This window comes from Cyanobium sp. BA5m-10, assembly GCF_024346255.1.
GTDB lineage: Bacteria > Cyanobacteriota > Cyanobacteriia > PCC-6307 > Cyanobiaceae > Cyanobium_A > Cyanobium_A usitatum.
The window spans coordinates 1-11362 of record NZ_JAGQCP010000064.1; the positions used below are offsets into that span (position 1 = coordinate 1).

Annotated in this window: 12 protein-coding genes and 1 pseudogene; 8 read left to right on the forward strand and 5 right to left on the reverse strand. The window is 55.8% G+C overall.

Translation table 11 applies throughout. The annotated features are described in order from the left end of the window. Nucleotides 1–238, forward strand: a pseudogene (locus KBY85_RS14420) (MBL fold metallo-hydrolase); the annotation flags it as partial. Nucleotides 239–266: 28 nt separating this feature from the next. Further along, nucleotides 267–1199, forward strand: a complete 933-nt coding sequence (locus tag KBY85_RS14425) for a hypothetical protein (protein WP_254962162.1) — start codon at nt 267–269, stop codon at nt 1197–1199. 25 nt (nt 1200–1224) lie between these two features. On the opposite strand, the gene KBY85_RS14430 is transcribed toward KBY85_RS14425, so the two are convergent. Beyond that, nucleotides 1225–2337 (reverse strand): histidinol-phosphate transaminase, encoded by a 1113-nt coding sequence (locus tag KBY85_RS14430; RefSeq protein ID WP_254962163.1) that lies wholly within the window; start codon nt 2335–2337, stop codon nt 1225–1227. 39 nt (nt 2338–2376) lie between these two features. Between KBY85_RS14430 and KBY85_RS14435 the strand changes: the two genes are divergently transcribed. After that, nucleotides 2377–2823 carry a glycosyltransferase family 32 protein gene (locus KBY85_RS14435; protein ID WP_254962164.1) on the forward strand — a complete coding sequence of 149 codons (447 nt, stop codon included), beginning with the start codon at nt 2377–2379 and terminating at the stop codon, nt 2821–2823. Between the two features lie 188 nt (nt 2824–3011). Here the strand turns inward: KBY85_RS14435 and KBY85_RS14440 are convergent, their stop codons facing one another. Beyond that, nucleotides 3012–4247 carry an IS256 family transposase gene (locus KBY85_RS14440; protein ID WP_396121892.1) on the reverse strand — a complete coding sequence of 412 codons (1236 nt, stop codon included), beginning with the start codon at nt 4245–4247 and terminating at the stop codon, nt 3012–3014. A 19-nt stretch (nt 4248–4266) separates the two neighbouring features. Between KBY85_RS14440 and istA the strand changes: the two genes are divergently transcribed. Continuing rightward, complete coding sequence (gene istA, locus KBY85_RS14445; protein WP_254962165.1) at nt 4267–5826, forward strand: IS21 family transposase; 1560 nt, start codon at nt 4267–4269, stop codon at nt 5824–5826. Continuing rightward, the gene (gene istB, locus KBY85_RS14450) at nt 5714–6508 is read left to right on the forward strand and encodes an IS21-like element helper ATPase IstB (protein WP_254962167.1); all 795 of its coding nucleotides are present in this window, start codon (nt 5714–5716) and stop codon (nt 6506–6508) included. Before istA ends, istB begins: the two co-directional genes overlap by 113 nt. A gap of 217 nt (nt 6509–6725) precedes the next feature. Here istB and KBY85_RS14455 read toward each other — a convergent pair whose 3' ends face one another. Continuing rightward, nucleotides 6726–6983: a hypothetical protein gene (locus tag KBY85_RS14455; protein ID WP_254962168.1), complete on the reverse strand. Its 258-nt coding sequence runs from the start codon at nt 6981–6983 to the stop codon at nt 6726–6728. A gap of 392 nt (nt 6984–7375) precedes the next feature. Between KBY85_RS14455 and KBY85_RS14460 the strand changes: the two genes are divergently transcribed. The 3 genes from KBY85_RS14460 to KBY85_RS14470 all read left to right on the forward strand — a co-directional run bounded on the left by KBY85_RS14460 (nt 7376) and on the right by KBY85_RS14470 (nt 9504). Further along, nucleotides 7376–7621 (forward strand): hypothetical protein, encoded by a 246-nt coding sequence (locus KBY85_RS14460; protein ID WP_254962169.1) that lies wholly within the window; start codon nt 7376–7378, stop codon nt 7619–7621. After that, nucleotides 7614–8615: a hypothetical protein gene (locus tag KBY85_RS14465; RefSeq protein WP_254962170.1), complete on the forward strand. Its 1002-nt coding sequence runs from the start codon at nt 7614–7616 to the stop codon at nt 8613–8615. The genes KBY85_RS14460 and KBY85_RS14465 overlap by 8 nt, the downstream gene beginning before the upstream one ends. A gap of 82 nt (nt 8616–8697) precedes the next feature. Then, complete coding sequence (locus tag KBY85_RS14470; protein WP_254962171.1) at nt 8698–9504, forward strand: hypothetical protein; 807 nt, start codon at nt 8698–8700, stop codon at nt 9502–9504. A 48-nt stretch (nt 9505–9552) separates the two neighbouring features. Here the strand turns inward: KBY85_RS14470 and KBY85_RS14475 are convergent, their stop codons facing one another. Together KBY85_RS14475 and argS are read right to left on the reverse strand one after the other, a co-directional pair. Next, complete coding sequence (locus tag KBY85_RS14475; protein WP_396121891.1) at nt 9553–10281, reverse strand: hypothetical protein; 729 nt, start codon at nt 10279–10281, stop codon at nt 9553–9555. A 329-nt stretch (nt 10282–10610) separates the two neighbouring features. Further along, the coding region (argS, locus tag KBY85_RS14480; protein ID WP_254962173.1) for an arginine--tRNA ligase at nt 10611–11362 on the reverse strand (752 nt) is incomplete at its 5' end.

Consider the following 11362-nt stretch of genomic DNA (forward strand, 5'->3'; position numbering starts at 1 on the left):
GGGTGGCGGCGCCAAGGTGTACACCGGTGCCGAAGCCGCCGAAGTGGTGCGCGAGCTCCAGCCCCGCCGCGTGATCCCGGTGCAATTTGTGAGCGGCAAAACCCCCAAGGACTGCGACCAAACCACGCTGCAACCTTTCCTTGATGCAATGGCCGGCACCCCGGTGAAGCGACCTGGCCGCACGCTCAGCCTGCCGGGCAAGCTTGGCGATGGCATGGTGATCGAGGTGATGCGCTGAGACCAAAGGAACTGCCGCCATAACCAAGATGACCACCCACAAAACGGAAGGAGTCCCCATTGTCATCGTCCACAGGGGTCGCCAGGATTACTTGAAGGCCTGCATTAGCAAAGCCAAGCAGCACAATAGAAATAGCGCGATAATTCTCATTGGAGACACTTCCAATAGCGACCTCGCGCAGATTCACTTTAATATTGACTGTGAGAATTCGCCCCTACTCAAAGACGTCGCCGCCTTTAGAAGGCTCTATACGCATAGATCAGGCCTAAGCAGTTCATTTGAGAGATTTTGCATAGAGCGCTGGCTCCTTATCCGCAATTTAATGGTATACCTCGACCTCGAGACATGCTGCGCAATTGACTCTGACGTTCTATTTTTTAGTGGGGCGCAAGACATCCTTGACGAAATCCCAGGGCTCGCAATGAGCTTTGGGAGATGGGATCAAAAAATGCTCCTACCTCACTTTAACCTTATACAAAGGCGAGACGCGCTAGAATCTTTTTGCACATTTGCTGTAGAGATATACAAAAACCAATCCCGACTCAAAAAATTATCGATGGAAAGCTCTGCAGGCGGAGGCCGAACATGGATATGCGACATGCTACTTTTTTGGAAATGGAGCCAGGAAAACCCACACTTTAAGCTGGCCATATACGAAGAACAACCTTCGAAAAATAGCTACTTTGATCCCTCAGTCGGCCGTACAGAAGGATTTACACATTCCGCCTTCCATCTAGGTATGGTAAAAAAATGGAAAAAACTATCATTTCAAGATACTCGTGCATTTGCTCACGATACAAACAACTGCCTCGTGCAAACAAAGTTTATCCATTATCACGGAATATTCAAAGCTTTAATGGTGCGCCACGCTCGCGGAAAAGAAGACACATTAACTTGTTTCTTTTTGATGATAAAAGCAAAACTCATTTACGAGCTCTCCCGGCCATTAAGGAAGAAATAGATATATCCAAGCGGATCGTCCTTCTTTAATAAGTCTGTATGTAGGTCTTCCAAAAGCGCTGCATCTGCTCGGTGGTGCCGATACTCACCCGCAAGGAGCCGTCGATCAGAAGTTTTGCCGTCATGGGGCGCACCAGGATGCCCGCCTGCCGCAGCCGCTTCTCCACCTCGGCAGCTGGGCTTTCGGGCCAGATCAGCAGGTAGTTGCCCCCTTCGGCGTGGTGGCGCACCCCAGCCGCCTGTAGTTTCTGAACGATCCAGTCGCGGGCCCGCAGCACCTCGGCCACATAGCTATCCACATAGGCTTGGTCCGCCAAGGCCGCATGGGCGGCAGTCACCGCAAAGCTGTTGATGTCGTAAGGCCCCGTGACGCGCCCGATGCGATCAATCACCGGCGCCGCCCCAATGGCAAAACCAATGCGCAGCCCCGCCAGGCCAGCCGTTTTAGCGAGTGAGCGCAACACCAGCAGATTCGGGGTGGCAGCGAAATCGGCCGATGGCAGGACGCTGTCGCCAGTGAAGGCCTCATAGAGCTCATCCACCACCACAAGAGTGCCCGGCGCCGAGGCCGCTAGATCAAGGATCAGCTCCGGAGCTAGCCGGGTGCCGGTGGGATTGTTTGGATTGCAAATCAGCAGGATGCGGGGTGGCTGCCAAGCGGGAGTTCCATCCCCGAGCAATGCGGCCCGAAGTTCCTCCAGGGGGAAGCCAAAATCCGGCAGCCGGTAGGGGATGGCCTCAATCGCCATGCCCTGCATCTGGGCGCAGGGGGTGTAGTAGCCGAAAGTGGGCGATGTGGTCAGCAGCGTGTCGCCCCGGTCGCCATAGGCATGAAAAATGGCATTAAGTGCCGCGTCTACGCCGTTGAAGAGGCCGATCTGCTCTGGGGTGAGCGGTTGACCGAGGCCAGTTGCAGTGAGATTGGCAACCACCGCCTCCCGCAGGCCGTCGTACTCGGGATAGACCGCGTACTGATCGGGGGGTATGGCGCGGATTACCTCCACCACCTGCGGACTCGGCCCCACGGTGTTCTCGTTGAAATCGAGCCGAAGCAGGCCCCGGCGGCCCTCAAGTGGAGCGCTGTAGGCCTGGAGGCTCTCAACCTCCGGGCGCGCCTGGGGAAGGCCTGGAATCAACATAGAACTGCCCGTAGAATTAGCAGCATAAGCAATGAACTTTTGTCTCGGCAATCCAAACTCGATGACTTCGCAGCCTTCCTTGCAGGTCGCGTGGTCAAACTAGTAGCCAACGCGATGCGCCCTCTTTTTTATCTCCATTACTGGCTATTACCGCAACAACGCTTCAAACCAGAAAATAGCGCGGCCATATCAACCAGCCCAGGAAAAATAATTAATGACAATCGCCAATCAACTGCGACACTGATCCCTAAAATAATCTGGCAAACCAACTACACAAATAAAGTTAGCCCGCCCATCAAGGCTGCTTGGCGCTGGAATCGGCTTCTCTCTAGAAACTACCAATACTGCTTCCACTCTACCGAAGATCGCCTTGCCTTTGTAGAGCAAAACTTCCCTGGCAAACCCACGGAACTCTACAGCCGGCTAACCATTGGGGCAGCCCAAGCCGACCTATGGCGCTTAATGGTGCTCTACAAGCACGGGTAGCGCCCCTCCGAGTGGTGTAACTCAGGAGGTCCTGTGACCCTTTCCGGAGGGTGAACAGGAGCAGTCAAGAGATGACTGCTTGGAAGCTGACTGCGCAGCTCCGTTTATCCACTATGAACCCTGATCGCTGAATTGGCAACTCAGCGATCGATATGTTCTGTGTAGATCTAGGGAGGAGATGTTGCGGTTCAGCTGGTGCTTGCTGCCGGCTGGGCGGACGGATCAGCATCAGTGAGCTCCAGCGGCTCTTCCGACTCCGGGATCTTGGCCATCGTGGCCTCGGAAAAAAAGCGCCGGCGTTCCAGCTGCCATTCCTCCTGCTGCTCCAGCAGCTGGCTACCCACCAACCGCACGATCGCAGCGTCGTTGGGGAAGATGCCGACCACGTTGGTGCGGCGTTTGATCTCCTTGTTGAGCCGCTCTAGAGGGTTGGTGCTCCACACCTTGCGCCAGTGCTCCTGGGGAAAGTGGAGAAAGGCCAGCACGTCGTCACGGGCGGCGTCCATCACCGGCACGGCTGTTGGGAACTGCTTGCGCAGCATCTCGGTGACCCGCTGCCAGTGGCCACGCACCTGATCAGGAGCCTGGATCACAAACACAGCCTTCATGGCTGCTGCCACCATGTCCTGGCCGGCTTTCGGCACATGGCTGAGCAGGTTGCGCAGGAAGTGCACCCGGCACCTCTGCCAGCCACTGCCCTGGAACATGCGCCTGATCGCTGCCGTCAGTCCCAGGTGGGCATCTGAGATCACAAGCCGGGTTCCAGTGAGGCCGCGTTCCTTGAGTGAACCCAGGAACTGGCGCCAGAAGCCCTCCGCCTCACTGTCACCCACGGCAATGCCGAGCACCTCGCGGTAGCCGAGGGCATTGATGCCAATGGCAACGACGACGGCCCGGGACACCACCTGCATGTTGCGGCCCAGGCGGCCGTGGAGGTACGTCGCATCGAGGTAGACGTACGGGAAGCGGGCATGGTCCAACGTCCGGCCAAGAAAGGCTTTCACCTGCTCATCGAGCCCCTGGCAGATGCGGCTCACCTCTGATTTGGAGATGCCACTGGCCCCGCCCAGGGCCTCCACCAGCGCGTCAACCTTCCTGGTGGAGATGCCGCCGGTGTAAGCCTCCATCACCACGGCGTAGAGCGCCTTGTCCACCCGGCGGCGAGGCTCGAGCCAGTCGGGAAAGAAGCTGCCCTGGCGGAGTTTGGGGATGGCCAGGCTGAGGTCACCCACCTGGGTGGTGAGCAGCCGCTGGCGGTAGCCATTGCGGTGGGTGGATCGCTCATCAGGGCAGCGTTCATGGCGAGTGTGTCTGCCGACAATGAAGTTGGCCGGTCGGCGACAAGCTCGTTGGCCGGTGGGGTGAGTGCTGGAGAGCCTGGTGCCGATGCGCAGGGACCAGGGGATGCCGGCACCACTGACCAGTCACCAACGCAACCTGTACATGACGAAACGACGAGGTGGCAGCAGCCAGGAGGCTGCTGCCGCAGCGGCTGGCATCTCAGTGCGCAGCGCCCGCCGGATTGAGAGGAACCAGCTGCAGCCCAGGGCGAACCAGCTCCGTGGCCGCACCCGGCCCGATCCTCTGGAGGGTGTCTGGGAGGAGGAGCTGGTGCCGCTGTTGCAACGTGCGCCAGCGTTGACACCGATCACTCTGCTGGAGCACCTGCAGCGGCAGAAGCCCGATGTCGACTGGATTCCTCTGCAACGGACCTTGCAAAGGCGGGTGCGGGAGTGGAAGGCGTTGCATGGCCCGGATCCAGAGGTGATCTTCCCTTTGAGCTACGAGCCCGGCGAGATCGCCTTCTGTGACTTCACCCAACTCAAGGGGGTGGAGGTGACGATCGCTGGCGAGGCGTTCCCCCATCTGCTGTTCCACTACCGCCTGGCATGGAGCGGCTGGAGCTATGCGCAGGTGGTGCAGGGCGGCGAGAGTTTCGTCGCCCTCTCCGAGGGGTTGCAGAACGCCCTGGCATCCTGCGGTGGGGTGCCAGATGAACTGCGCACCGACCGGTTGTCGGCGGCGTGCCGTAACCGCAACGGCAGTTTTTCAGCCGACATCACCCGCCGTTACCACGCCCTGTGCAGTCATTACGGCCTGGCCTACAGCCGCAACAACCTGGGGGTGGCGCATGAGAACGGCCGTGTGGAGAGTCCCCATGGCCATCTCAAACGGCGGATCGAGCAGGCGCTGCTGCTGCGCGGCAGCAGCGATTTTGAATCGCTGGCGGCGTATCAGGACTTCCTCTCTGAGGTGATCGAGCAATACAACCGACCGCGGCTGGTCCGGCTGGAGCAGGAGAAAACGGCGCTGCGGCCGCTGCCGCGCTTTCGCTTTGCCGACTACGACATCGAGCAGCTCACGGTGCGGCGCACCAGCACGATCGAGGTGCGCAGGGTGGTGTATTCGGTGCCGCCGCGGCTGATCGACCAGCGGCTGACGGTGCGGATTTATCACGACCGGCTGCAGCTGCTTCTGGGCCGGCAGATCGCCTGCGAACTGGCGCGGCGCCACGGCGGCATCGAGCGCCATGGGCGGGCGTGGAGCATTGATCTGGAGCATCTGATCGATGCGCTCAGGCGCAAACCCCGGGCGTTGCTGCACTGCCGTTACCAGCGGGAGCTGTTCCCCGATGAGCGCTGGTGGCAGCTGTGGCAGCAGCTGCGCAATAGCGGTGATCGCGACGCCGCCGCTCGGCTGATGGTCGAGGCGCTGTATGTCGGCTGCCGAGTGGCCGGCTACGAGCCAGTGCTCGCCTGGCTCGAGAAGGCCCACCAACGGCAGGGGCTGTCGCTGGCGGCGCTGCAGCAACGCTTCCGGCTGCCGCCCCATCGCCCCCACCCGCCACAACGCATTTCCCAACACACGCTGCAGAGCTATGACGACCTCCTTGCCCTCCATCCCGCGGCCCCAGGCGGCGGAAGCCGCCCTGCCGATCCTGTTGCGACAGCTGCGGTTGGCATGGATCCGCTGCCACTGGCAGAGCATCGCCTCGCAGGCTGAGGGCGAGGGCTGGAGCCACAGTCAGTTTCTCTATGCCCTGTGCGAGCAGGAGGTGGAGCAACGCCAGCAGGCCCGCCAGCACCGGCTGCTGCGCGCGGCCCATCTGCCCTGGAGCAAAGCGCTGGCGGACTACGACCATGGCGGCCGGATCGAGACCCACCGGTGGCAGGAACTGGAGGCCTTGAGCCGCCAGAGCGAGTGGCTGCAGCGGGGCGAGAACGTGCTGCTGTTCGGCCCCAGCGGTGTGGGCAAGACACACCTGGCGGTCGGCATCGCCCTGGCGCAGATCGGTCTGGATCAGGCCTGTCGCTTCTATCCCGCCACGAGCCTGGTGCAGGAGCTGCAGAAGGCCCGCGCCGAGTACAACCTGCCGGCAGCGCTGGAGCGGCTGGATCGCTACCCGCTGCTGCTGATCGATGACATCGGCTACGTGCGGCGGGATGAACAGGAGAGCAGCGTGCTGTTTGAGCTGATCTGCCACCGCTACGAGCGCCGATCGCTGCTGATCACCGCCAATCAGCCGTTCACCGCCTGGGATGAGATCTTCCCAAGCAGCTCAATGACCGTGGCGGCGGTGGACCGGCTGGTGCACCACTGCCACATCATCGAGATCAGCGGCGACAGCCACCGCCGCGCCCAGGCAAGCCGGCGCAGCGGGGCCAGGCAGACGGAACAGGGGTAGAGCTGAGGTGAATTGACGCGAGGCGACAACCTGGCGCCAATGAACGCAGTCCCCGGTAGGGAGCTCCGCACGAGCCGGCGGACCGAGGGGTCAACCGGCTCGTGCGCTCCAGGGCAAGCTCCGGCAGAGATCTCAGCGCACAACCGGCCAACTTGATTGACGCCTGGGGCCGATCCAATAATCCCAGTGCTGATAAGGCTTCTAGAAGCGGAGTGGCTCAGTTTTCATGTCGCCGCCCCCAGGTTGTCGCCGGCGACAACCTGGGGGCCATCAAGCTCACCCACCGGCCAACTTGGTTGTCGCGAATCGGCCAAGGGGCTTGACGCGGGACACGAGTGGCTCCAATGGCAGCGGAGACCTCGGCCTCCAGCAGATCCTGGAAGCCCCGGCGCACGATCTCAGGGATCAGGGCGCCAGCGGTGGTGCCCTCCATGAGCTGGCTCAGCTCGGAGGCACCACTATGGGTAAGGGTCATGGTCTGTGTTCGGTTTGGTGGTAGTGCTCCGAACAGGGTCACAGACCGGCCCACCCATTGCCACAGCTAAAGACTGAGGGAGTTGAGCCGTCAGCCCCGGCTACGCCGGGGCTGATCCCCCCGAGTTACACCACTCCATGGGACGCCGCTCAAGCACGGTGGCGTTTACATGGATATTGACTCTCACTTAATCTGGCCACTGGATCGATTCATCGAAGCTGGGACACTTGAAATGTTTCTACGCTACAAAAGCGAAGATGCTACTAACTACCTTATTGCAAGTGCCCCCACGAATCCAAATATTAAGACATTGCTAGATGAGGTGCTTTATCGAATAGAAACCTCACAAAGCAACAACGTCTACGACATAACAGGTCCATCTGTCTTTCAAGATGTTCTTGCAGAAAGGAGTCACACTTGGCGCCTATCTCAGCACACCTGCTTGCAAGGAAACTTCTCAAACAAGTTTTTCCAATATCTTGACAAGCCGCAAGGATGCTGGACGCAAGAGCAAAAACTTCGCCGAGTTGTTCAGCCCGAACAAGGAAGGCAGTAACAAGGTGAACATTATTCCACCTGTTTTCACAAAACAATCAGCTGCTCCCAGCCAAAACCTAAAGAGGCAAGATTTTGAATGACATTCAAACCGGAAGCACCCAACAACGTCTCCAGGGCACGTCGGACTTCAAAGTTATCGACTGCTCAATTTTTTTCAACGAACTTGACTTACTTAGGCTACGCATAAGAATTCTAGATGAATACGTAGACCACTTTGTAATAGTTGAAGCCAGGCAAACATTCACGGGCCTCCCAAAAAAGTGCATCCTAGATACAGAATGCGCACACGACATTGCAAGCAATCCCAAGGTAACCATAAAAATAATTGACCTCCCCCATTGCTGCGACTCGGCATGGGAGAGGGAAAATTACCAACGCGAGTCTATTTTCACTACAGCGCAGGCATTGGCCACCCATAGCCAAGACATTATTCTGCTATCAGACGTTGATGAAATACCTTCTCCCGGGGCTATTAGATGTGCAATTGAAGAAATTCAAAGTAGCAGCGAGAAGCTACTCGCGGTTTTCGAGCAAAGACTTTTTTACTTCCGCCTTAATTATGAGCTGGTTTATTCTAAAAAATTACCTTGGCTTGGAACCACCGCAATCAAAGCCGGGCACAAAGTTAGCACTGCAAGCATGCGAGTAACTGGCAGAAATCTGCAAGGGCGCAAGCATAGGCATCTATTTGATCACAGCTTGCTCAGGAAACGAATCACTAATGGCGGCTGGCACTTTTCTTACTTAGGCAACGACAGCTCCTTGGCAAATAAATTCAAGAGCTTTTCTCATCAAGAGGCTAAAATACAAACAGCACGACCCTCAAGTGTGCAAGATTTAATTAAAAACAGATCCTCGCTTTTTCGCAAAGAAGCACATCATGAAATCTGGGCTATTGTTCCTGCTGACAGCCTTGGTCTACCAAAAGATGTAATAAAGCATCCTGGCCTCCCATTGCTCTTTGCAGAAGTGCCTTGCACATCTCCAGCTGAAATTATAAATGATTATATTTCACAGAAGCCACTAATGCGGCTTAAAAAGTGGCTTTCAAGCATAGCCAAGCGCCAATGGTGAAATTTATATATTTAGCCTAGCCATCTATCATGCTGCGCCAAAACAAGTACTATGATACTCCCGCCTGCCGGAGGGCTCTTGTATGCGAGCATTGATCGAAATAGCCAAAATTCTTCCGCCTTTAACGCATTTTTTTGGCTCGAATAGAGTTATTCACTTTAAAGAAGTTGGCACAACTGGCTTCGGAGACCGCCTTCGCGGCATCTCACTATTAATGCTTTTATCGCGATTATATAAGGTTGATTATTTCTACTATGAAGAGAAAAGTAGCGATGCATTTCCTTGGAACATTACTGATCTAATTGAAATCGAAGGAATTCGCTTTATTCAGGGCGAGGACAGGATAGACGGCTCATATTTTCTCAAGGTTAATCATAATAGCGCCAAGGGAACAATCATTAAGAAATTTGGCTATGAGGGTATGAAAAGGATAAAGCCAAAATCCCCTGTAGTGAAAACCAAAATTGATTCAATGCCCCTTGGTGCTCATTGCATTGGGGTACACATTAGAACGACCGACTCTATTCATACAAATCGTCCCGGTCACGTGCCAAAAGACGTAACAGGAAGAATGCTTAAAGCGATTAATAACTTGTCCACGCTCAATGGCTGCAGCCATGCCTATCTTGCTTGCGATAGCCTAGAAGCAAGAAATACATGGCGCGATATAATCACGGCGAATACTGATCTACGGGTTATTCACAACTCCGCTTCATATAACAGTGACAGACTTCGCCAAACCAATTCAGACGACATGATTACTGATTTTTTTGCACTCTCAAAATGCGGGTTTCTGTTGCGATCTATACCATCTGAATTCTCACGATTTGCTGCGCTTACCGGTGGACTCAAAATGAAATACAATCAGCTAGAAGGCAAACTAGTTTAAATAGTAGCAAGCACTGCACCAAATTTCACGTCCTGTCCAGCAATTAACTTAGCCGCCCCAGATGCCAAAGCTTTGTCGAAAATAGGCTATGCATTCTTTGTTTGCTGCTTTTCGATCATGACCCTTGTAGACAAGATTTCGTAAAGCTGCGTGCTCAACTTCGTTCGAAGTTTGATTTACGACCGGCTTGGATTTAGTATTCAACCAAATTGGGATTCCTTGCATCTCGAGGCAACCAGAAAGCCATACATCGTCGACTGTCCATAAAATGTCAGGAATTTGCCAGGCAAAGTCATCAAAAAAATCTGGCTTTACCATTACCCCACCCCATCCCTCTAGAATATCAATATAGCCTGATTCGAGAAACTTTAATGATTTCCACTGCCCTAGGCTTAGTATTCTTTGCGCTCTGTATCTAATGCTCCTACGAATGGCCGTTGCCTGTGGGCGTCGGGGCGAAATCCAGTCTTGATTGTTAACGTAATGCGGATGTGAGAGGAAATTTCCTCGTTCACAAATTACGCAATCTGGGTGCTTTTTTGACGCATTCAAAAATCTTTGCGCCCAATCTCGATCATATATCTTGTCATCATCGCAGAATAGAATATTTACATCTTGGCCTCGATTTTCACGACAGGCTGGTAAAATTTTTGTCGCAGGCCCGAGATCTTGATCAACTACGCGTAGAGTTACACCCTTTGGCAGACTAGGGAGATCCGATTCTGCATAGCTAAATCGCTTATAGACCCGAGGTATATAGAGGTTGACTGCTGCCACCTCTGCCGTCTGGACAAGCAACGACCATAAGCATTCTTGCACATACTTAAACCTTGGCGGAATAGTTGTTAGCGAAATAATGAGTTTTGTCATTTCCCTAATCAGCTAGCAAGCCGGACTGCCATGGCATCTATGCATTTTCCGACCAGTCTTTACCTCTTCAAGCAAAGCCTCATAGCTCGGCACGATGGCACATCTTGAATCAATCAACAGACAGCGTGCCAGAATTTGATAGACGGGCAGCCAACTAATTGACCTTGAGCGAAACACAATCACTTGGGCAATCGGACGTAATTTTAAAAGCAGACTTGTTGAACGCACAAGCTCCATCACATCCGCTCCAAGGTGGGAATACCCAGCAGACCCAAGCCCAGGGAGAGGGTGTCGGTGGTCAGACGGCAGAGCGCGAGGCGGGAGGAGCGGGCCGGCTCCTCGGCCTTGAGCACCGGCACCTGGTCGTAGAAGCGGTTGAAAACCTGGCTGAGCTCAAACAGGTAGTTGCAAAGCCGATTGGGCAACAACTCCTGCTCCACTTCAGCAATCACGCCATCAAACTTGAGCAGCTCCCGCACCAGCGCCCACTCCTGCACTTCGCTGAAGGTGAGTGAAGCAACGGCGCCAGCCCCCAGATCGCCGCCCTTGCGGGCGATGCCGGCGATGCGCACCACCGCATAGAGCAGATAGGGCGCCGTGTTGCCCGTAAGTGCCAGCATCCGATCAAAACTGAACTGATAGTTGGTGATCCGATTGGTGCTGAGGTCGGCGTACTTCACCGCCGCCAAGCCCACGGAGGTGGCCACCCGCTGGATGAAGGCCTCTTCTTCGCTGCGCTGCTCATCGGCAAGGCGCTGACGCAGATCAGCCTCTGTGCGCTCCACCGCCTCATCGAGCAGGTCCTTGAGGCGAACCGTGTCGCCGGAGCGGGTCTTGAGCTTTTTGCCATCGTCGCCCTGTACCAAACCGAAGGGCACGTGCTCGACGCCGCAGTGGGAGGGAATCCAGCCCGCCCGCTGGGCCACCTGGAATACGCCAGCAAAATGGCTGGCCTGGCCCGCATCGGTCACATAGATCACTCGGCTGG